The following is a 22141-nucleotide window of genomic DNA, read 5'->3' as shown; positions in this document are numbered from 1 at the left end:
CGTGAGTTTCTTGATCGGAGGGAACGGGCGCGACGGCGTTACGAAAGTTCGACCAGAACCTTGCCGTTGCGCACGAACGGAAGTTTTACCACGCGCGCGGGAAGCTGTTTGTCGCGGATGACGACCTGCACCGTGTCGCCCGCTGCAACACCCGCCGGCACGCGCGCGAACGCGATCGATTCCTGCATCGACGGCGAAAACGTGCCGCTCGTGATCTCGCCCTCGCCTTGTTGCGTCACGACTTTCTGATGCGCGCGCAGCACGCCGCCCGCCTTGCCGTTTTCCTTGATGAGCACGAGCCCGACGAAGCTCGCCTTCGAGCCGTTCGCCTCCAGCGCGCTGCGGCCGACGAAATCGCGTTCCGTTTTCAGATCGACGGTCCACGCGAGGCCGGCGTCGAGCGGCGATACGTCGTCGTCCATGTCCTGGCCGTAAAGGTTCATGCCCGCTTCGAGACGCAGCGTGTCGCGCGCGCCGAGGCCGGCGGGCTTCACGCCTGCATCGGCGAGCGCGTTCCACAGCGCTTCGACATGCGTCGCCGGGACGACGATCTCAAAACCGTCTTCGCCGGTGTAACCGGTGCGCGCGAGCATCAGTTCGCCGAATTTCGCGGATTGAACCGTGACGGCGTTGAACGGCTTGATGTCCTGCGTTTGCGCGCGCGTGTCGGGCAGCACTTGCCAGGTTTTTTCGCGCGCGTTCGGGCCCTGCACGGCGATGATCGCGAGATCGCGGCGCGGCGTGATGGAAAGATTGAATTCGCCCTCGGCATTCAACTGACCGAACCAGGCGATGTCCTTCTCCGCCGTGCCCGCATTCACGACGACGCGGAAACTCGTTTCGGAAAAGTAGTAGACGATCAGATCGTCGATGACGCCGCCGTTGCCGTTGAGCAGGCACGAATAGAGGGCGCGGCCGGGCGTCGTGAGCTTGTCGACGTTATTGGCGATTGCGTACCTGAAGAATTCGCGGACGGCCTCGCCTTCGAAATCGACGACGCGCATGTGCGACACGTCGAACATGCCGGCGTCTGTGCGCACCGCGCGATGCTCGTCGATCTGCGAACCGTAGTTGACGGGCATGTCCCAGCCGCCGAAATCGACCATGCGCGCGTTGAGCGCGAGGTGGGCGGCGTGCAGGGGCGTCTGTTGAAGTGAAGTCATCGGGGCCTCGGTTCGCGAAACAAAAAAGGCCACGCAGCGCAGTATTCGCTTATCGGATGCGCCTTCGTGCTGCCGGAAGCAGCGCGCAAGGCTCATGCCGCGAGCGGTTGCGATGCGTGACCCCTCTGTCCTCGGTACCTGAGAGATTGCGCGAACCGTGCACGTTCGTGCTGCGATTCATCGCGCGCCCCTTCGGTGGGCAACTGGCTTCGATGAAGCCGCTGCCGCTCTCCAGAGTGCGAGGAAACTTCGTTCCTCGACGCCGTCGGTCCTTTTGCCTGAGAGTTTGCGGGTATGCCCCTTCGGCGGCGCGGCCTTTTTCGTTGCGACGACAGGCCACGCGCTCTCCCGACGCGTGCGGCAGAATTTACGCGACCGATTTCGGGTTGTCAAACGGATTCGGGGTCGTCCGATGGACGGCGCGCACCCGCCGGCAGGGATTCAGTCGAGCCGCTCGAACGCCACCCTTCTCCCCTCCCGATCACTCTCAATCGCGAGCTCAATAATCGTCATCGTATCCACCGCATCCTGCGGCGATACCGGGAACGGCTTGCCCTCTTGAATCGACGCCGCCAGCGCGCGATAAAACTCCACATACGCGCCGTCTTTCGTCGCGAATTCGTGGCGCAGATCGAGATCGCCATCGACTTCGCGCAGCAAGCCCGGCGGATTCTTCGCGAACTCCGGATTGCCCGGCCGCATGCCCGCGCGCAACTGGTCTTCCTGCGTATCCAGCCCGTTTTTCACGTAACTGCCGCGCGTGCCGTGGATCGCGAAACGCGGCGGCTCCAGCGCCGCGAGCGCGCTCGCGTGCAGGATCACCTCTTTGTCGCCGTAGCCGAGCACGAGATGCACGTAATCCGGCGCGTGCGCGTGATCGCGATGCGCTTTTACGAAGGCCGTGACCGTCTGCGGCGCGCCGAACAGCGTCAGCGCCTGATCGATCAGATGCGGCCCCAGATCGAACAGCAAGCCGCCGCCGCGCTCCGCTTCCTCGCGCCAGCGCTGCGGCACTTTCGGGCGGAACCGGTCAAAATGCGATTCGTAATGCGTGACGCGCCCGAGCCGCCCGCTCTCGATCAGCGCGCGCACCGTCATGAAATCGCCGTCCCAGCGGCGATTGTGGAACGGCGCGAACAGCAGGCCCCGTTGCTGCGCGAGATCGGCGAGCGTGCGGGCGTCGCGCGCGGAGAGCGTCACGGGTTTATCGACGACGACATGCTTGCCCGCCGACAATGCACGGTGCGCGAGATCGAAGTGCGTGTCGTTCGGCGTCGCGATGACCACGGCCTCGATATCGTCGATGCCGACGAGCGCGTCGAAATCCGCCACGATGCGCGCGTCCGGATAGTCCGCCTGCGCGCGCTCGGCCTGGCTCGTCGCGATGGCCGCGACTTCGGCGCGGCCGCAATGCTCGATGACGGGCGCGTGAAACGTCGCGCCGGCGAGGCCATAGCCCATTACGCCAACTTTAAGTGGTGTGCTCATGCGGGCATCGTCCTGTCGTGATTCGATCGGATATTGTGGCACGAACGAGGGCCGGAACCGCGCCGGTTCTATCGTGTTAACATCGCGCTCTCCTCCATGCGCCGGCCCCGCCGCGCGCGCCAAATTTCCAAGCTCAACACGATGTCCGCAGGTCTGAACGCCGCGCAAAGCGAAGCCGTGCGCTATCTCGATGGTCCCTGTCTCGTGCTCGCCGGCGCGGGCAGCGGCAAGACGCGCGTGATCACGCAGAAGATCGCGCATCTGATCGAAGGGCGCGGCTTCGAGCCGAAGCACATCGCCGCGCTCACCTTCACGAACAAGGCCGCGCTCGAAATGCGCGAGCGCACCGGCAAGCTCCTCGAAGGCAAGACGCTCACGACGCCCGGCAAGGAAGGCCGCAAGATCCCGGTCAATCAGTTGACGATCTGCACGTTCCACTCGCTCGGCGTGCAGATCATGCGGCAGGAAGCGGAGCACGTCGGACTGAAGCCGCAGTTCTCCATCATGGATTCGGACGACTGCTTCGGCATGGTCCAGGAGCAGCTCGGCACGACCGACAAAGGTCTGATCCGCAAGATCCAGTCGATCATTTCGCTGTGGAAGAACGCGATGGTCTCGCCCGATCAGGCGTCCGTGCTCGCCGCCAACGAGGACGAGCATCAGGCGGCGATCGTGTATCGCAGCTATGCCGCGACGCTGCACGCGTATCAGGCGCTCGATTTCGACGATCTGATCCTGCGCCCCGCGCAACTTTTCGCGGAGAACGAGCAGGTGCGCGACAAGTGGCAGAACCGCTTGCGTTATCTGCTGATCGACGAGTATCAGGACACCAACGCCTGCCAGTACGAACTGGTGAAACTCCTGGCCGGTCCGCGCGCAGCGTTCACCGCCGTGGGTGACGACGATCAGGCCATCTACGGCTGGCGCGGCGCGACCATCGAAAATCTCGCGCAGCTCGGCAAGGATTTTCCGAAGCTGCATGTCATCAAGCTCGAGCAGAACTATCGCTCGACGGTGCGGATTCTGACGGCGGCGAACAACGTCATCGCGAACAATCCGAAGCTGTTCGAGAAGAAGCTGTGGTCGGAACACGGCATGGGCGACACGATCACCGTCACCGGTTGCAACGACGAGGAGCACGAGGCGGAGTCGGTCGTGTTTCGCCTGTCGGCGCACAAGTTCGAGCGGCGCACGCAGTTCCGCGACTACGCGATTCTCTATCGCGGCAACTTTCAGGCGCGCATCTTCGAACAGGTGCTGCGGCGCGAGCGCATTCCGTATGTGCTCTCGGGCGGGCAATCGTTCTTCGACAAGGCCGAGATCAAGGATCTCATCGCGTATCTGCGTCTGATCGCCAATCCCGATGACGATCCCGCCTTCATCCGCGCGATCACGACGCCGCGGCGCGGTGTCGGCAACACGACGCTCGAAGCGCTCGGCGCGTTTGCGGGCGCGGCGAAGGTGTCGCTGTTCGAGGCGGTGTTCATGGGCGGCATCGAGGCACGGCTGTCGGCGCGGCAGGTCGAGCCGCTGCGCACGTTCTGCGAGTGGATGCGGCGTCTGTCGGACCGCGCCGATCGCGATCCCGCGACCGAAGTGCTCGACGACATGATGGAAGCCATCCACTACGAGTCGTATCTCTACGACGCGTACGACGAGCGGCAGGCGCAGTCGAAATGGCAGAACGTCCTCGAATTTCTCGAATGGCTGAAGCGCAAGGGCACGAAGCCGGCAGCCGCGCCTGGCGTCGAGCAGACCGGCTACGACACCGCCGACGGTTTCGCCGACGAAGGCAAGAACCTGCTCGGCCTGATCCAGACCGTCGCGCTGATGTCGATGCTCGAAGGCAAGGAGGAAGATCCGGACGCGGTGCGGCTATCGACGGTGCATGCGTCGAAGGGGCTGGAGTATCCGCACGTGTTTCTGGTGGGCGTGGAGGAAGGCATCATGCCGCATCGGGGCAGTTCGGACGATGACGCGCCCGTCGACGATTCGCGCATGGAGGAAGAGCGGCGGCTGATGTATGTCGCGATCACGCGGGCGCAGCGCAGTCTGCATCTGAACTGGTGCAAGAAGCGCAAGCGCGCGCGGGAGACGGTGGTGTGCGAGCCGTCGCGCTTCATCCCCGAGATGCTGCTCGACGACGCCCCGCCGCCGACCAAGGAAGAAGCGCCTTTGTCGCCGAAAGACCGCATGGCGATGTTGAAGGCGATGCTGCAGAAGAACTGAGATCGCCTCCCGCGTCCGCTTATTTCGACGCGTTCACCATGTAATCGACGGCTGCCTTGACATCGGCGTCCGGCGCGTTCGATCCGCCCTTCGGCGGCATCGCGCCCTTGCCGTGCAGCGCGTAGTTGTAGACGGTGTCCATCGGCTCCTTGAGGCGCGGCGCCCAGGCGGCTTTGTCGCCGAATTTCGGCGCGTTGAGCACGCCGGCCGCGTGACAGGCCTGACAGACCTGCTCGTAAAGCGCCTTGCCGGCCTGAGCTGCGTCGGCGGATTGCGCGCCGCCGCCCGCTGGAGCCGCGGCCGTCTGCGGCACCGATGCGAGCGCCGCGACGGCTGCCGCCGCCTGCGCATTGTCCTGCGCGCCGGATGCGCCCGCGGCACCCGAAGCCGCGGCGGGCGCCGAAGCCCCGGCCGAAGCCGCCGCGCCCGGCGCGGGTTGTGCCGGCTCCGCGAGTTTGCCGCCGCTGCCGTTCGCCATATAGACGACCGCGCGCGCGATTTCGAAGTCGGAGTAATCGTCGGGACTGGTGCCGCCGCGTGCGGGCATCGCGCCCTTGCCGTTGAGCGCGTTGTGCAAAAGCGTGTCGTAACCTTCGCCGATGCGCGCGGACCACGCGCCGGCATCGCCGAATTTCGGTGCGCCCGCGGTGCCTGCCGCGTGACAGGCGGAGCACACGGCCTTGTAGACTTCCTCGCCGGTTTTGTAGACGCGCGGCGCGTTGGCGTCGCGGATATCGACCTGTGCGGCGGGCGCGATGCGCTCCTTCACCGACTGTTCGATGTCCGTGCCCGCGCCGGTGCGTGTGGAATTGTTCACGTACACCGCGAGCAGGATGATGATGGCGACCGGGATGCCGAATCCCGCGATGACCGCGGCGATGAGTTGGCCGGGTGTCTTGATCGGGGCTCCGTGGGGTGCTTCGCTCATGCTTGTCTCGTCTCCCGTTTTTTGGTGTGAGTCGGTTCAGTGACAGCGTGACAGCTACCGCAATGCATTGCGCTCAAGCGCGCCTTGGGGAAAGGCACGGTCGATTATAGACGGAACGCTTAACTGTCGGCGCGGGGTGGCGGACGCGGCGGAGCGGGCGTTTACCCGAATCGTGTGATGCTTTCTGACTGTTCCCGCGCATTGCCTTGAAGGCCGCGCGATGGACGAAGTCACGGAAAGCAGGTATCCTCTCGGATTCGCATTGGCCTTGCAGCCGGCTTCTTGTCCGGCGCTTAGTTTTTCCGCTTCGCAAGGCCTCCCGCCGATGCGCCCGTAGCTCAATGGATAGAGTACTGCCCTCCGAAGGCAGGGGTTGCTGGTTCGATCCCAGCCGGGCGCGCCAATCTTCTCGAACGGCGCAGTACTACCCCACCAGTTCCGCCGCCGACACCACCTTCGCATACCCGAATTTCAGCGCCGCCATGAACGCCGCATGCACCTGCGCCGCCGGCACGCGCACGCCATTGAATTCGAGATCATGCGTCGCGCAGGCGTCGTGTACGACGGTCGTTTCGTATCCGAGGTCGGCCGAATGGCGCGTGACCGCGTCGATGCACATGTGACTCATGTTCCCCACCACGACGACTTTTTCGATGCCGTTGCGCTCGAGAATCGCTTGCAAGCCCGTTTCGCGAAACGGATTCATGTGGTGTTTGACGACGACACGCTCATGCGGCAGGTTCTTCGCCTTTGCATGAAGCTGCACGCCTTCCGTATCCGGCGCGAAGAACGGCGCGTTCGCGTCCAGTGTCACGTGCTGAACATGAACGACGAGGTCGCCGTTCTTCCGCGCCGCGTTGATGACCGCCTGTGCGTTGTCCGCAGCGGCGTCGACACCCGCCAATACCCATTTCCCGCCCGCGAAATAGTCGTTCTGGATATCCACTACGATAATTGCCTGATTGCTCATTAGAAGCTCCGTCCAAAGTTGATGGACTTCGTGGCGAATCGGCCATCGAATGCATGTCTTGCGCTCGATCGCTGCACGTCTGAAGTCTCAACGACAATGCTGACGCCTTCCTTCCAATGAGGGAATCCTGCCTTCGGAGAAGATATTGTTCGCGAAACGAGAACAATAGAACGAAGCGGCGCGCTAACGTTCGAGCAGCGTGCCGTATCCAAACGCCATTCCCGCCAGCCACTTCCTGTACGCCACCGCCGTCCGATCCGCCCGCTGATGCAACTCCGCGTCGAGCGCCAGCGGCAAAAGCGGGGGCCATTGCGATTCGACGATCGGCGTGTCCTGCATCAGGATTTCCATATTGAAGTCGTAAAGCTCCCGATCGCTATGCACCGCGTCGTCCTCATGCACGGAAACGAGCCACGCGCGCGTCTCCGTCTGCGTGACCGGGGACGCCGCCAGCATGATATGCAACGCCCCCAACCCGCCGCCGGCCATCTTCGTGAGCGTCGCGATCAAGGGCCGCTTCACGCGATACACATAGTCGATCATCGCGCCGCCGCCCTGCCCCGGAATCCCCGCGGGCTGCCAGTACCGGCACTGCCGCGCCTCCAGGCCATCATCGGTGGCGATGACTTCGTAGTCGGGCACTTCCGTGTGCGCCTCCTCGCCGAGAATCCCGGCATGCACGAACGAGAAGTGCGCCATATCCAGAAAATTCTCGACGACGCGCGGCGCCGACGACTTCACCGTCTGCGGCGCGAGGTTGATGCGCCGGCCACCGGGAATCGCGGCTTCGGGAAAAAAATCGAGCGCATGCGCGGGCTCGCCGAAGCACATCCACACGACGCCGTACTTCTCCTCGCTGACGAACGTCGTCGCGCAGGCGCGCTTCGAAGGCCGCAGCGACGGATTCGACGGAATGCGCAGACACTGCCCTTCGATGTCGTATCGCCAGCCGTGATACGGACACACGATCTGATCGCGCATCACCTGACCGAGCGACAACTGCGCGCCCCGATGCGGACAGTAATCGCGCCACACATGCGCCGCGCCGAGGCTGTCGCGCCAGACGACGATCCTTTCATCCGCGACGATGAACCCGCGCGCGCCGCCATCCGGCACGTCATCGCTGTTGCAGACCGGCAGCCATTCGCCGTCGAGAGAAAGAAGAGATTCGTCGCGCATCGCGGTGAAGTCGAAATAGTCGTGCAAAAGGAGTAGTTACACGAAACACAGCCTCTTCGCAAAAAGCTGCAAAATAGCGGATCGCTCGCCGGTGCAACGTTCACCGGCATCATGCGACGGGGCTGCAGGTCATAACAGCAAGATAAAAGAAAGAAAACCATCCAGGGGTTCAGTATGGAGCAGGCGCATCAACCGGCACGCCGGGGCTATGTCTTTCCATGGTCCGGGCACCGGAATCCCGAACGCGAGCAGGCCACGCTGCGTGTCTGGATGGGCGCAGCGGTTCTCGTGGCATATGGCGTCTTTTCGTGGCTCCATCCTTCGCGCGATGCGTTCCTTGTCATGCGCATCGTCGGGCTGTACGTGTCCTACGGCGCGATCACGCTGCTTATCGTGAGCCGCGCGGCGTCGGCATCGCAGACGCGCCTCACCGCGACGACCATCGCCGACCAGTCGATTCTCGGGCTCGCGCTCGCCGCGGGCGGCGCCACGGCGCTGCCGCTCATCTGGGTAATGTTCTGGTTTCTGATCGGCTCGGGATGCCGCTACGGCAAGCGCACGCTCGCCGTGTCGTGCGCGACGGCGCTCGTCATCGTCGTTTCGCTGAGCATCGGGCAGCCGTGGTGGAATGCGAATATCCCCGCCGCGATCGGGCTGGGTCTGAGTGTGCTGGGCGCGTCGGTGTATCTGAGCGTGCTCGTCGACCGGCTCGGCAGCGTCAATCGCGACCTCGCGCGCCAGGCATCGACCGATCCGCTCACGGGACTATCGAACCGTTACGCGCTCGAACAGATCGTCGATCGCGCGATGATCGCATCCGCAGCCGCCAGCGATGGCGACGCAGCCACCGCGCTGCTGCTCATCGATCTCGACGGCTTCAAGGAAGTGAACGACACCTACGGGCACGCCGTCGGCGACATGTTGCTGCAATCGTTCGCGCACGCGCTCGCCAAGCGCATGCGCAAGACCGACACGACCGCGCGTCTGGGCGGCGACGAGTTCGTCGTGCTCGCGCATCAGGTGCGCGATCGCGCCGCGGTGCTCGCGGTCGCGGACAGCATCCATTCGGTGCTGGGCGCGATCACGTCGGTGCAGGAACGGCCGGTGTCGGTATCGGCGAGCATCGGCGCATGTCTGCTGTCGAGCGCGACGGCCGGGCATCAGACGGGTATGACCGCCGTGCTGCGCGCCGCCGATCGCGCCATGTATCGCGCGAAAAGTCTCGGCGAAGGCAAGACCGTCTTCGCCGAGACGCGCGACTTCGAAGCCAGCTAGAAAGCCTCAGGCCTCGACGCTCGTCCACGCCTGCTCGCGCAGCTTCGTGCGCAGGCGCGCAACCGCCTGGCTGTGCAACTGGCACACGCGCGATTCGCTCACTTCCATCACCGCGCCGATTTCGCGCAGGTTCAGGCCGCGTTCGTAGTAAAGGCTCATCAGCAGCTTCTCGCGTTCCGGCAGCTTGTCGATGGCTTCGATCAGCGCGCCGCGCAGGCTGTCATCGAGCAGCGCGGAGAGCGGGTCCGAGCGATCGACGCAATAACGGTCGAGGAACGGCTCGTCGTCGGCGGAGCGGTCGAAGTCTTCGTAATAGATCAGCTGGCTGCCGTGCAAGTCCTGCAGCATCGACTGATATTCGTCGAGCGGCAACTTCATGTGGTCCGCGATCTCCGTCTCGCTCGCCGAGCGGCCGAGGTTCTGCTCGACCTTGTGCACCGCCGATTCGACTTCGCGCGACGTCTTGCGCATGCTGCGCGGCAGCCAGTCGTTCGCGCGCAGTTCGTCGAGCATCGCGCCGCGAATGCGCTGGCTCGCGTAGGTTTCGAACTGCGCGCCCTGATCTTCCTTGTAGCGGCTCGCCGCATCCAGGAGGCCGATCATGCCGGCCTGAATCAGATCGTCGAGATCGACGCTCGCCGGCATCTTGGCGACGAGCTGAAGCCCCAGCCGGCGTACGAGCGGCGCATATTTCGTCAGCACTTCCGACTGTGAGAGTTTGCCTTGGGCGTTATACATCTTGGTCACCTATCTTGATCACATCGACGCCGTGCTGCTCATTGCATGCGCGGAAAACAAAACCTCTCGCAAGCCGTGGTCAGAGTCGCCTACCGGGTTGCGCGCGTTCTTCTGGCCATCCGCTTTCGCCGGATACGGCGTGGGGCGCATCGGCCAGTGCAGGAGCTCCGCCGCAATCGCGCGGTAGTCGCGCGCCGCGGCCGTGGCCGGGAACGCTTCGACTGCGCAGCGTGAGAGTTCCTTCGCCCGAGCGACGCGCGCATCCTCGGACACATATCCCGCCTGCACGAGCGACACGGCCAGATACCGGCTCGCGACGCCCGACAGGTTGTCGAACGCGACCGCCGCGTCGGCCGGGTTCTGAACGTGATTGATCAGCACGCGGAACTGGCCGATCGCATGGGCGTAATGCAGGCGCTTCATGCACGCATACGCCTCGGTGATCGCGGACGCGGCCACCCGCGTCACGACCAGAAAGTCATGCGCCTGCGCCGCGAGCGTCGACAGCGCGCCGTGGCGATCGAGCTGCGCATCGATCAGCACGATGTCCGCAGGACCGTCGAGCAGGGCGCGGCACTGCGCGGCGTCGTGGACGATGCGTTCGTCGCGGGGCGCGGCCATCAGCGAGAAGCCGAGCGGCGTGCGCTCGACGACTTCGGTGAGCGCGCGGCGGCCGGACATCACCGCGGCGAGCGCGCCCGCATCGTCGAGGCCCGCGAGACGGCTGATCGATCCTGCGTCGCGATGCTCGTCGATCACGAGCACGTCCTTGCCATGCACGGACAGCGCCGCGCCGAGATTCGCCACCGCCGACGTGCATCCGATGCCCGCCGGACCGCCCGCGACCGCCACCACGCGCGAACCGGCGCGGGTGAGGAGCCGTCGCAGACCTTCCGCCTGGTCGAGCACGAACTTATCCAAAGTGCACCCCATGCATTTCGGTCGAGGCACGCGCCGACAACGCGGAGAGCAGCGCCGGCACTTCTTCGTCCTGCGGCACGAACGGCGAGCCGTCGCGCGGAATGCAAAACGCGCTCTTGATCAGAAAACGCTTGGTCGCGACGTACAGGTTCTCCGGCACCTTCTGGCCCGTCGAAACGTAGTGCACGGGCAGCTTGTAGCGGATGACGGTGTCGAGCACGCCGCCGAGATTGGTCGCTTCGTCGAGCTTCGTGAGAATGCAGCCCGCGAGCGGCGGCTGATCCGGCGCGCTCTTGTAGGCCTGCACGACTTCGTTGAGCGTGTCGCCGTGGCTCGTCGCGTTAAGCAGCAAAATGCGCTGCACCGGATGACCCGCGCCGCACAGCATCGCGATCTGGTCGGAGACCATGCGATCGCGCTGGCTCATGCCGATGGTGTCGATCAGCACGATATGTTTGTTGCGCAGCTCGGACAGCGCGAGCTGCAGGTCGGCGGCGTCCTTCACCGCGTGAACCGAGACGCCGAGAATCTTGCCGAAGATGCGCAGTTGTTCGTGCGCGCCGATCCGGTAGCTGTCGGTCGTGAGCAGCGCGACCTTGCTTGCGCCGAAGCGCATCACGCAGCGCGCCGCGAGCTTCGCGGTGGTCGTGGTCTTGCCGACGCCCGTCGGGCCCATCAGCGCGAACGCACCGCCGCGCTCCATCAGCGCGTCTTCGCTGTCCATCACCGGGATATTCGATTCGAGCACTTGCTGCACCCATTCGAGCGCGCCTTCCACGCTCTCCATCTCCGGCATGTTCTCCACCATCATGCGCACGAGCTGCGCCGAGAAGCCGGCGGAGAAAAGACGCTTCGTGAGCGCGCTGCCCGTGGGGTTGCGGCGCTGACGCTCGCCCCAGAGCAGACCGGAGAAGTGCTCTTCCATCATGGTGCGCATCGATGAGAGCTCGTTCATCACGGTTTCGTTGACGACTTGCTCCATGCGCGCACGGATCGCTTCCGTGACGACGGCCGCCGCGTTCGCGGGCAAGCCTTCGAACGGGTGCTCGGGCGTGGCGCTCGCCTGGCTCGCCACGGGCGCATCGGCGTGCGGCGCGCTTGCGTTGATCTTCTGCGCGGCGCGGCGCGCGGCGACTTGCGCGGCTTCGCGCGCCCACTCGGGCGTTTCGACTTTCGGCTCGACAGCCGCTTCGGGGCGCCTGGCTTGCTGACGCATCGCGTACTTGCCGGCTTCCGGCGCTTTTGCGGCGCGCGTTTCCTGCGCGGAAGCCGGCACCGGCACGCCCATGCCGCGCGCAATCGCCGCGGACGCCGTGAGCGGGCGGTTCGACGGCATCGACGCCTGTTGCGCGATGCGCTTCGCGTGCTCGATCAGCCACGGATTCGTGTCGGCCATCGTGCGGGGCGTTTCGTCGTCGGCGTGGGCTTCGGGATCGGCGTGAAATTCGTCGTCGGCATCGGTGTTCGCGCCGAAGACCGACGAGAACACGTCGCCGCTCGCATACGGATTGGCGGCGGATTGCTTGACCGGCATCGCGGCCGCGGCGGCGGCGAGCGCGGCGCGCGACGTGCCGGACGAACGCGCAGCCTGTTCCTTCGCGGCGGGCGAGATCGAGGCGATATCGCTGTCCGCGACACCGACGATCTCGACGGAGCCATCATCCAGCGTGCGATTGGACAACACCACGGCATCGGGTCCGAGCGCTTCACGAACCTGGCGCAATGCGTCGCGGCTGTTCGCGCCGATGAATTTACGAATGTTCAAACTTGCCCCCGATGAGGTGTGAGACTGCGATCTTTAGCCAGCGGCACGTTCTGCGTTATTGCCGTGCCCGCTTTTCAGTGAAGCCATTATTGCGAACTTGAGCGTTTGCCCATCGCTGGATAAAAGGTGAGAAAAAGGGGTATTTCGGCTGATGGACATGCGGGGCCGGCGCAAACGTGCGCGCCGCCGGAAAAAGATTCCGCCTCGCTTCGTTCCGGACATCGGCGCGTGGGCGTAAGCTTTAGGGCAATTCGCTCACGGTCCGGTTCGCACTCGCGACTGGCTGGACACTCAAAAAAGGAGACTTCTTCGCATGGCGTCCGCTGTCCCCGCTCAGATTCAGACCACCGGTGCGCGTCTTCTCGTCGATGCGCTCGCGCATCACGGCGTCGAACGCGTGTTTTGCGTGCCCGGAGAAAGCTTCCTGGCGGTCCTCGATTCCCTTCACGACGAAACCTCGCAGATTCAGACGATCGTCTGCCGCCACGAGGCGGCCGCGGCGAACATGGCCGAGGCGGTCGGCAAGCTGACGGGCAAGCCGGGCATCGCGATCGTCACGCGCGGGCCGGGCGCGACGCACGCGTCGATCGGCGTGCACACCGCGTTTCAGGATTCGACGCCGATGATCCTGCTCATCGGCCAATGCGCGCGGGAGCACATGGACCGCGAAGCGTTTCAGGAAATCGATTACCGGCGCATGTTCGGGCAGATGGCGAAGTGGGTCGCGCAGATCGACGATCCGCGCCGCGTGCCGGAATACATGAGTCACGCGTTTCACACGGCGACATCGGGCCGTCCGGGGCCGGTCGTGCTCGCGCTGCCCGAAGACATGCTGACCGAAGCCGTCGACGCCGCGCCGCCCGTGCCGCGTTATCAGCGCGTGGCGGCGTCGCCTTCGGCGGCGCAGATGGCGCGTCTAAGCGAATTGCTCGCGAACGCGAAGAAGCCGTTCGTGATCGCGGGCGGCAGCGGCTGGACCGCCGAGGCGACGCAGGACTTCGCGCGCTTCGTCGAGCAATGGAAACTGCCGGTGGGCTGCGCGTTCCGCTATCAGGACACGCTGTCCAACGAGCATCCGAACTATGCGGGCGATGTCGGCCTGGGCATCAATCCGGCGCTCGCCGCGCGCGTGCGCGATGCCGACGTGCTCTTCGTGCTCGGCCCGCGCATGGGCGAATCGACGACCGGCGGCTACACGCTGCTCGATATTCCGAAGACGAAGCAGACGCTCATCCACGTGCATCAGGGCGCGGAAGAGCTCGGCCGCGTGTACAGCGCCGATCTGCCGATCGTCTCGGGCATGCCCGAAATCGCCTCTCTTCTGGCCTCACTGGAACCGCCCGCCAGCGTCTCGTGGGCCGGCAGCGCCGAAGCCGCGCACGCGGCGTACCTCGAATGGCGCACGCCGCGCCCGATGCTCGGCGACGTTCAGCTCGGCGAAATCATGCGTCAGCTCGCAGAGACGATTCCCGCCGACTCGATCCTCACGAACGGCGCGGGCAATTACGCGACCTGGCTGCATCGGCACTATTCGTACCGGCATTTCCGCTCGCAGGTTGCGCCGACGAGCGGTGCGATGGGCTACGGCGTGCCTGCCGCAATCGCCGCGAAGTCGCTTTATCCGGCGCGCACGGTGATCGCGTTTGCGGGCGACGGCTGCTTCATGATGTCGAGCAACGAGATCGCCACGGCGATGCAGTACGGGCTCGCGGTAATTTTCATCGTCGTGAACAACGCGCAGTACGGCACGATCCGCATGCATCAGGAGCGGCATTATCCGAATCGCGTGCATGGCACGGGGCTCACGAATCCGGACTTCGTCGCCTACGCACGCGCGTTCGGCGCGCATGGCGAACTGGTCGAGACGACCGATCAGTTCATGCCCGCGTTCGAGCGCGCGCAGGCTTCGGGGCTGCCGGCGGTCATCGAAATCCGCATTCCGCAGGATCAGAGCACGCCGGGCGCGACACTCGAACAAATTCGCCAGCAAGGCCAGCGCTAGCGGACAAACTTTCGATTTGCTTGCGGCGCGCATCCGGTGGCAGTAGAGTAGCCAGTTCGAAACCACCGGGAGTTAGCGATGCTTAAGGTTCTGGCTTTGTCGTTGGCATTGGGTTTTTCGGGCGCGGCGTTCGCGAAGGCGGACTGCACGGCGCATCCGAAGAGCGAGTGGATGAAGGAATCGGACGCCAAGGCGCAGCTTGAGGCGCAGGGCTACAAGATTCGCAAATTCAAGGTCGATGGAAACTGCTACGAGATCTACGGCCACGACAAGGACGGCAAGAAGGTCGAGATTTATTACGACACGAAGACGCTGGCTGTCGTGAAGGCGGAAGTCGAGTGACGCGCGCGCGGTGAAAGTCTGGGACGGCTTCGTCCGGCTGACGCACTGGGTCGTCGCGGGCATCGTGCTGTGGAATCTGTTCGGTCCGACGGATTCCACGCATCGCCTGCTCGGTTACGTCGCGGCGGGGCTGGTCGTGGCGCGGATCGCGTGGGGCTTCGTCGGCTCGCGTCATGCGCGCTTTGCCGCGTGGTGGCCGACGTTTTCACATCTCTCCGAATATCTGCGCTCGCTTGCGAAGGGCAAGCCGGTGCATCACGTATCGCACAATCCGCTCGGCGGATTGATGGCGCTTTTGCTGTGGTTTCTGATTCTTGCGCTCGCGGTGTCGGGCTGGATCATGCGGCTCGATGCGTTCTGGGGCGAGGACTGGCCGCAGGAGATTCATACGTGGCTGTCGATTGCCGTCGAGGTGTGCGTGTGCGTGCATGTCGTTGCAGCGATTTTGATGAGCCTGTGGACGCGGGAGAATTTGATTCGGGCGATGGTGACGGGTAATAAGCGCCCAGATCGATAGCCCACGCGCGGACTGTGCTCAAATCAATCAGGATTGCTTGTCGTCGCTTTTCGGCAATCGTTAATGGGCGCCGTCAATTCAAATTCAACAAAGGCAAGAATCTCATTGACCATCGGTTCAAAATAGCTGCTTCACCGCACGCATAGAAAGGCATTATTAAGCATTTTCATCTTTATATTCATCGACACACTTACGACACTGTCTTGCCCAGCCTACGCACGGAGGCAGTCCATTGGCGTCAACTCCAATACCCCTCGCCACGAAACGGCTCCTCAGGGTCGGCATATTCTATGACGGCAACTATCTCGACATGGTGCGAAAGTACTACATGCATCAGCATAAGAAGAACGCGTGGATATCTGTGCGCGGACTTCACGATTACATCCGGTACAAAATCGCCCTCGAAAACGATCTGAATCCGAAGGATTGCCACCTCGTCGAATTGCATTATTTTCGCGGACGGTTTTCGGCTCAGCAAAGCGTCGAGAAAGGACTGGACATGCTGTACAGGGAGCGTGTGTTCGAAGACATTCTCATGAAAGAGAACGTCACGACCCATTACCTTCCCATGAACTTCGCGGGGAAAGAAAAGGGTATCGACGTATGGCTCGCACTCGAAGCCTACGAAATGGCGGCGGAGAAGCGGTTCGATGTTGCCGTGCTGATCGCCGGCGACAGCGACTACATTCCGCTCGCGCGCAAGCTCAAGGCGCTTGGCATGCCCGTATTGGCGCTCGGCTGGTCGTTTGCCTATGAAGACGCCACGGGCGAGCAAAAGGGCACGCGGCCGAGCCAGTTGCTTTTCAACGAGGTGGCTTATCCGGTCATGATGTCCGACGTCATCGACCGGATGGACAACGCTCAAGGCGACGAGCGGGAAGCGTTGAACTCGCTTTTCCAGCGGCAGAAGAACGTGATTCAATCGCTCGGCGCCGGGGGCGACGACTGGAAAACAGGAACCATCGCCAGCGTGCTGAACGGCTATGGATTCATCCGGCCGGAAGGCGCAAAGGAGAACCTGTTCTTCTATTGCTCCGCATTGATCGACGCGGACTTCGACGATGTCTACAAGGGCATGGAAGTCAGTTTTCAGGAGGGCATCGGCCAGAAGGGTCCGGTGGCGGAGAAAGTCCGCACCACCTGACCGGGCCTGTGCCTCAACGAAAAACGGCCCGGCCGCTTACGCGAACCGAGCCGTTCTGATCGAAGGCTTAAGAAGACCGGAGTCTTACTTCCCGCCCACGCTCTGCAGCGTCGTCCACTTGCCGCCGACGACCTTATACAGCGTGATGCCGCCGTTCTTCAGATCGCCCTTCGAGTCGTACGACAGGTGCTTCGCCGTCACGCCCTGCATGTCCGTCTTCGCGAGGAACGGCAGATACTTCGCCGGGTCCGTCGAGTTCGCGGCCTTCATTGCCGTGAACATCGCCATTGCGCCGTCGTAGGCATACGGCGAGTACGTCTGCACGTCTTCGTTGAAGCGCTTCTTGTACTTCGCCGAGTAATCCGCGCCGCCCGGCATTTCGTCCATCGGCAGGCCGGCGAGCGATGCCACCGTGCCGTCCGCCGCGTCGCCCGCGATCTTGATGAAGGTGTCGGTCTTCACCATTTCGCCCGCCATCAGCGGCGCGCGGAAGCCGAGCGTCTTCATCTGCTTGACCATCGGGCCGGCTTGCGAATCCGCGCCGCCGTAGTACACGAGGTCCGGATTCATCGACTTGATCTTGGTCAGAATCGCCTTGAAGTCCACCGCCTTGTCGTTCGTGAACTCGCGCACGACGATCGTGCCGCCCGCCGCCTTCGCGGCCTTCTCGAACTGGTCGGCGAGACCCTGGCCGTAAGCCGTGCGGTCATCGACGATCGCGATCTTCTTCACCTTCAGGTTCTTCACCGCGAATTCACCCGCGACCGAGCCTTGCTGCGTGTCGGAGGTCATCATGCGGAAGGCCGTCTTGAAGCCTTGCGTCGTGTATTCCGGCGCGGTCGCCATCGCGATTTCGGGGATGCCCGCGTTCGCGTAGATGCGCGATGCGGGAATCGTCGTGCCCGAGTTGAAGTGGCCGAGCATGCCCTTGATGCCTTCGTCGACGAGGCGCTGCGCGACGGTCGTGCCCGTGCGCGGGTCCGCCTGATCGTCGGCCGAATCCAGCACGATGCGCACTTGCTTTCCGCCGATCGTCGGCTTCGTGGCGTTGAAATCTTCGACGGCGAGCGTGATGCCGTTCTGCATGTCCTTGCCGTAGTGCGCCTGCGCGCCCGTCAGCGGTCCGGCGTAACCGACCTTCACGTCCTCGACTTGCTGCGCAACTGCGGTCCCCGCGACCGACAGGCCGACGAGCGTCATGGCCGCTGCCAGCTTGGTCATCGTGTGCTTCATAGCTTCTCCTTGTTCCAGTGTGGATGGCAGCTCTTGCCGGGATCGCCGTGCCCGCTGCCGCTTGTTTGAATTCGTTTGAATCGAGCGTTCGAGGGGTGTCTCAACCGATCGTCATCAAATTCGCATTGCCGCCCGCCGCCGCCGTGTTCACGCTCACCGAGCGTTCCGTCAGCAGACGTTCGAGCGCGTAGTCTTCGCCGTCGTGGCCAGCGTCGGCGAACGCTCCCGCAGCCACGCCCTGCACCGATACGATCGGCCCGGTGCGCTTCGCGACTTCCTTCACGAGCGACAGCAGTTCGTCGCTATCGCCTTCGAACAGCACCGCGTCGAAATCTTCCGCCGCTTTGCCGACCCGCGCGTACGGTTTGAGCGACGCAGGCAGCGACGCCGCCAGTTGCTCGCCCGCCGATCCGCTGAACAGCGCGCGGTTGCCCGTCGCGAGCACCGCGGCGAATTGCGCGCGCGCCCCGCTCGCGGTCGCCGCCACGCACAGCACCGTGCCGCGCGCGCCGAGCGTGTAGGTGTTGCGCTCGCCGGTCGGGCCGTTCAGCACGGCCGTCGCGCCCGCCATCACGTGTTGCAGATAGCCGTCGCAACGCGCGGCCGTTTGCGGATCGCGCTCGCCGATCGCCCAGTCGCGCAATGCGGTGAGCGACGCGGACGGCGTGTCCTTCGATGCCGACTGATCGACCACCAGCGTGCTCGCAAGCGACTTCGGCAAGCCGGTCGGACGCTTCGCAAGCAAGCGCTGCAAGTACAGCGCGCCACCCGCCTTCGGCCCCGTTCCGGACAAACCTTCGCCGCCGAACGGCTGCACGCCGACCACCGCGCCGATCACGTTGCGGTTCACGTAGATGTTGCCGACGTGCGCCCTCGAGATTACATGCGCGATGGTTTCGTCGATACGCGTATGGATGCCGAGCGTAAGGCCGTAACCGGTCGAACGAATTTGGTCGAGGAGTTTATCAAGGTTCGAACGGCGATAACGCACCACATGGAGCACCGGGCCGAACACTTCGCGCTTGAGCTCGTCGATGCTGTCGAGCTCGATGAGCGTCGGCGGCACGAACGTGCCTTGCGCGCAGTGGTCGGGCAGCGGCAGTTGCGTCACGTTGCGGCCCTTGTCGCGCATGCCGGCGATGTGCGCATCGATGCCGCGCTTCGCGTCGCCGTCGATCACGGGACCGACGTCCGTCGAGAGGCGATCCGGATTGCCGACCGCGAGCTGGTTCATCGCACCGGTCAGCATTTCGAGCGTGCGATCGGCGACGTCGTCTTGCAGGCACAGCACGCGCAGCGCCGAGCAGCGCTGGCCGGCCGAATCGAACGACGACTGCAGCACGTCCGCGACCACTTGTTCCGCGAGCGCCGACGAATCGACGATCATCGCGTTCTGGCCGCCGGTTTCGGCGATCAGCGGAATCGGACGGCCATCGGAATCGAGGCGTTCGGACAGCGTCTTGTTGATGAGACGCGCGACTTCCGTCGAGCCGGTGAACATCACGGCGCGCGTGCGCGGGTCCGCGACCAGCGCAGCGCCCACGGTTTCACCATTGCCCGGCAGCAGTTGCACCGCGCCGGCCGGCACGCCGGCCTCGCGCAGAATGCGCACGGCTTGCGCGGCGATCAGCGGCGTTTGCTCGGCGGGCTTCGCGAGCACCGGATTGCCCGCAGCGAGCGCGGCGGCCACCTGGCCCATGAAGATCGCGAGCGGGAAATTCCACGGGCTGATACACACGACCGGACCAAGCGGACGATGCGTGTCGTTGGAAAACTCCGCGCGAATCTGCGACGCGTAGTAGCGCAGGAAGTCCACCGCCTCGCGAATTTCGGCGATGGCGTTCGGCAACGACTTGCCCGCCTCGCGGATGATGAGGCCCATGAGCGTATGCATCTGCGCTTCGAGCAGATCGCCTGCGCGCGCGAGGCAATCGGCGCGGTCTTCGACGGGCGTCGCCTGCCAGATCGGCGCGGCGGCGACCGCGTTGGCGATCGCGGCGCTCACTTGCTCGGAGGACGCCTCGACCACGGTTCCGACCAGATCGCGCGAATCGGACGGATTGCGCACATCGCGGGGAGCGCCGTTATCGACGGAACCGCCTTCGAGCATCGGTTCCGCGCGCCATGCATGGTTCGCGCTCGCCAGCAGCGCCGACGACAGCGACGCCAGACGATGCTCGTTCGACAGATCGAGGCCCATCGAATTGGGACGCTCGTTGCCGTAAAGCTGGCGCGGCAGCGGGATCTTCGCGTGCGGCGCGCCGAGCGGCACGATGGCTTGCGCTTCGTCGATCGGATCGCGCACGAGTTCCTTCACCGGAATCGACTCGTCGGCGATGCGGTTCACGAACGACGTGTTCGCGCCGTTCTCGAGCAGGCGGCGCACCAGATACGCGAGCAGCGTTTCGTGCGTGCCGACCGGCGCGTACACGCGGCACGGACGATTCAGCTTGTCGCGGCCCGTGACTTCTTCGTAGAGCGGCTCGCCCATGCCGTGCAGGCACTGAAACTCGTACTGGCCGGGATAGTAATTCTGGCCCGCGAGGTGATAGATCGCCGAGAGCGTGAACGCGTTGTGCGTCGCGAATTGCGGATACACGGCATCGGGCGCGCCGAGCAGCTTCTTCGCGCACGCGAGATACGAGATGTCCGTGTAGATCTTGCGCGTGTAGACCGGATAGCCTTCGAGGCCATCGACTTGTGCGCGCTTGATTTCGGTGTCCCAGTACGCGCCCTTCACGAGGCGGATCATCAAACGATGACGGCTGCGGCGCGCCAGATCGATCAGATAATCGATCACGAACGGGCAGCGCTTCTGATAACCCTGCACCACGAAACCGATGCCGTTCCAGCCCGCGAGTTCCGGATCGAAGCACAGCGCTTCGAGCAGATCGAGCGAGAGTTCGAGGCGATCGGCTTCTTCAGCGTCGATATTCAGGCCGATGTCGTAACGGCGCGCCAGTTGCGCGAGCGAGCGCACGCGCGGCAGCAGTTCGTTCATCGTGCGTTCCTGCTGCGCGCGCGAATAGCGCGGATGCAGCGCGGAGAGCTTGATCGAAATGCCCGGGCCTTCGTAGATGCCGCGCCCGCCCGCCGCCTTGCCGATCGCGTGGATCGCCTGCTCGTAGGAGGCGTAGTAGCGCTGCGCGTCTTCTTCGGTCGTCGCGGCTTCGCCGAGCATGTCGTAGGAGTAACGGAAACCGCGCGCTTCGTATTTGCGGCTGTTCGCGAGCGCTTCGGAAATGGTCTCGCCGGTGACGAACTGCTCGCCCATCAGGCGCATCGCCATGTCGACGCCCTTGCGGATCAGCGGCTCGCCGCCCTTGCCGATGAGACGCGTCAGCGCGGAGCTCAAGCCCGCTTCGCTGTTGGTCGTGACGAGCTTGCCGGTGATCATCAGGCCCCACGTCGCCGCGTTTACGAACAGCGACGGCGCCTGGCCCATATGCGATTTCCAGTCGCCCTTGCTGATCTTGTCGCGGATGAGCGCGTCGCGCGTGGCGCGGTCGGGAATGCGCAAGAGCGCTTCGGCGAGGCACATCAGCGCGACGCCTTCCTGGCTCGACAGCGAAAACTCGTGGATCAGGCCTTCGACGCCGCCGCCCGAGCTCTTCGCGCGCAGCGCTTCGACAAGCCGGGTCGCGAGCTTTTCGGTTTCGGCGGAGACGTTCGCGGGCAGACGCGCCTGACCGATCAGGAACGGCACGCACTCCGGCTCCGGCCGGCGGTACGCGGCCGTGATCGCCGCGCGCAGCACGGATTGCGGCTGAATGTTCTGGGCGAAATCGAGGAAGGGATGCGGCGCGCCGTCTTCGTCGCCATCGACGGGGGCGGCATCGGTCATGTCGGACGAGCCGTTCGCGCCCGACAGTTCGGGCGGAAGCTGCCCGTGCTCGATGCGCTCCAGGTACGCGAAGATCGCCTGCTTGATCAGCCAGTGCGGAGTGCGTTCGAGGCGCGTCGCGGCATCCTTCAGCCGGGAACGCAGCAAATCGTCGACTTTGACGCCTAAGGTTGTGCTCGCCATATTTCCTTCGTTTGCCGGTCGTGCCTACCCGGCCAATGACCAAAAAGTTGGCGAATCGTACCCCGCTGATATAAAAGGTGCAACCGAGATTTTCGCTAGGGTTGCACCATTGCAAAACCCTTATGGGACAAGGCTTTCGGCGGTGAACCTCGCGTAGGCCGCGGGCGGTTTCCACCTAGTATTTTCCCTAACCCGATAATTTTTGGGACAGCCCCTAAGT

The 22141-nt window shown here is 64.1% G+C and carries 16 protein-coding genes, 1 tRNA gene and 2 riboswitches; of the genes, 7 read left to right on the top strand and 10 right to left on the bottom strand.

Going from position 1 to position 22141, the window contains the following annotated elements; all coding sequences use genetic code 11:
• Nucleotides 1-38: 38 nt before the first annotated feature.
• The gene (gene gcvT / locus AWB70_RS03325; RefSeq protein ID WP_053567170.1) at nt 39-1163 is read right to left on the bottom strand and encodes a glycine cleavage system aminomethyltransferase GcvT; all 1125 of its coding nucleotides are present in this window, start codon (nt 1161-1163) and stop codon (nt 39-41) included.
• 115 nt (nt 1164-1278) lie between these two features.
• A riboswitch (glycine riboswitch) is annotated at nt 1279-1408 on the bottom strand.
• 11 nt (nt 1409-1419) lie between these two features.
• Nucleotides 1420-1524: riboswitch (glycine riboswitch) on the bottom strand.
• Nucleotides 1525-1604: 80 nt separating this feature from the next.
• Nucleotides 1605-2651, bottom strand: a complete 1047-nt coding sequence (locus AWB70_RS03320; RefSeq protein WP_053567171.1) for an oxidoreductase — start codon at nt 2649-2651, stop codon at nt 1605-1607.
• Between the two features lie 141 nt (nt 2652-2792).
• On the opposite strand from AWB70_RS03320, the gene AWB70_RS03315 reads away from it, so the two are divergent.
• On the top strand, nt 2793-4880 hold the full coding sequence (locus AWB70_RS03315) for a UvrD-helicase domain-containing protein (RefSeq protein ID WP_053567566.1): 2088 nt from the start codon (nt 2793-2795) through the stop codon (nt 4878-4880).
• A gap of 19 nt (nt 4881-4899) precedes the next feature.
• On the opposite strand, the gene AWB70_RS03310 is transcribed toward AWB70_RS03315, so the two are convergent.
• Nucleotides 4900-5808 carry a c-type cytochrome gene (locus AWB70_RS03310; RefSeq protein ID WP_014192656.1) on the bottom strand — a complete coding sequence of 303 codons (909 nt, stop codon included), beginning with the start codon at nt 5806-5808 and terminating at the stop codon, nt 4900-4902.
• A gap of 327 nt (nt 5809-6135) precedes the next feature.
• Here AWB70_RS03310 and AWB70_RS03305 point away from each other — a divergent pair.
• Nucleotides 6136-6211 (top strand) — tRNA-Arg (locus AWB70_RS03305).
• A 21-nt stretch (nt 6212-6232) separates the two neighbouring features.
• Here AWB70_RS03305 and AWB70_RS03300 read toward each other — a convergent pair.
• The gene (locus AWB70_RS03300; RefSeq protein ID WP_053567172.1) at nt 6233-6778 is read right to left on the bottom strand and encodes a cysteine hydrolase family protein; all 546 of its coding nucleotides are present in this window, start codon (nt 6776-6778) and stop codon (nt 6233-6235) included.
• Nucleotides 6779-6961: 183 nt separating this feature from the next.
• Nucleotides 6962-7957 carry a Rieske 2Fe-2S domain-containing protein gene (locus tag AWB70_RS03295; RefSeq protein ID WP_053567567.1) on the bottom strand — a complete coding sequence of 332 codons (996 nt, stop codon included), beginning with the start codon at nt 7955-7957 and terminating at the stop codon, nt 6962-6964.
• A 174-nt stretch (nt 7958-8131) separates the two neighbouring features.
• Here AWB70_RS03295 and AWB70_RS03290 point away from each other — a divergent pair, with 174 nt between their 5' ends.
• On the top strand, nt 8132-9232 hold the full coding sequence (locus tag AWB70_RS03290) for a GGDEF domain-containing protein (RefSeq protein ID WP_053567173.1): 1101 nt from the start codon (nt 8132-8134) through the stop codon (nt 9230-9232).
• 6 nt (nt 9233-9238) lie between these two features.
• On the opposite strand, the gene AWB70_RS03285 is transcribed toward AWB70_RS03290, so the two are convergent.
• The 3 genes from AWB70_RS03285 to flhF are packed head-to-tail and all read right to left on the bottom strand — an operon-like array spanning nt 9239 to nt 12656.
• Nucleotides 9239-9970: an RNA polymerase sigma factor FliA gene (locus AWB70_RS03285; RefSeq protein ID WP_014192660.1), complete on the bottom strand. Its 732-nt coding sequence runs from the start codon at nt 9968-9970 to the stop codon at nt 9239-9241.
• Between the two features lie 18 nt (nt 9971-9988).
• Nucleotides 9989-10891: a MinD/ParA family ATP-binding protein gene (locus tag AWB70_RS03280; RefSeq protein ID WP_014192661.1), complete on the bottom strand. Its 903-nt coding sequence runs from the start codon at nt 10889-10891 to the stop codon at nt 9989-9991.
• Nucleotides 10884-12656, bottom strand: coding sequence for a flagellar biosynthesis GTPase FlhF (gene flhF / locus AWB70_RS03275; RefSeq protein ID WP_053567174.1), 1773 nt, complete (start codon nt 12654-12656; stop codon nt 10884-10886). Before flhF ends, AWB70_RS03280 begins: the two co-directional genes overlap by 8 nt.
• A gap of 313 nt (nt 12657-12969) precedes the next feature.
• On the opposite strand from flhF, the gene AWB70_RS03270 reads away from it, so the two are divergent.
• From AWB70_RS03270 to AWB70_RS03255, 4 genes are all read left to right on the top strand, one after another.
• Nucleotides 12970-14658 carry a thiamine pyrophosphate-binding protein gene (locus tag AWB70_RS03270; RefSeq protein WP_053567175.1) on the top strand — a complete coding sequence of 563 codons (1689 nt, stop codon included), beginning with the start codon at nt 12970-12972 and terminating at the stop codon, nt 14656-14658.
• Between the two features lie 78 nt (nt 14659-14736).
• Nucleotides 14737-15000, top strand: coding sequence for a PepSY domain-containing protein (locus AWB70_RS03265; protein WP_014192664.1), 264 nt, complete (start codon nt 14737-14739; stop codon nt 14998-15000).
• A gap of 10 nt (nt 15001-15010) precedes the next feature.
• A complete protein-coding gene (locus AWB70_RS03260) occupies nt 15011-15517 on the top strand; it encodes a cytochrome b/b6 domain-containing protein (RefSeq protein WP_053567176.1) in 507 nt (168 codons plus the stop codon).
• Nucleotides 15518-15749: 232 nt separating this feature from the next.
• Nucleotides 15750-16661, top strand: a complete 912-nt coding sequence (locus AWB70_RS03255) for an NYN domain-containing protein (RefSeq protein ID WP_143281603.1) — start codon at nt 15750-15752, stop codon at nt 16659-16661.
• Nucleotides 16662-16745: 84 nt separating this feature from the next.
• On the opposite strand, the gene AWB70_RS03250 is transcribed toward AWB70_RS03255, so the two are convergent.
• Both AWB70_RS03250 and putA read right to left on the bottom strand, forming a co-directional pair.
• Nucleotides 16746-17894: a branched-chain amino acid ABC transporter substrate-binding protein gene (locus AWB70_RS03250; RefSeq protein WP_014192667.1), complete on the bottom strand. Its 1149-nt coding sequence runs from the start codon at nt 17892-17894 to the stop codon at nt 16746-16748.
• 100 nt (nt 17895-17994) lie between these two features.
• Nucleotides 17995-21921: a trifunctional transcriptional regulator/proline dehydrogenase/L-glutamate gamma-semialdehyde dehydrogenase gene (putA, locus tag AWB70_RS03245; protein ID WP_053567178.1), complete on the bottom strand. Its 3927-nt coding sequence runs from the start codon at nt 21919-21921 to the stop codon at nt 17995-17997.
• Nucleotides 21922-22141: the final 220 nt, after the last annotated feature.

Source organism: Caballeronia cordobensis (assembly GCF_001544575.2).
GTDB lineage: Bacteria > Pseudomonadota > Gammaproteobacteria > Burkholderiales > Burkholderiaceae > Caballeronia > Caballeronia cordobensis.
Note: the sequence above shows the minus strand (reverse complement) of the source record. Positions and strands in the feature narration are given on the sequence as shown.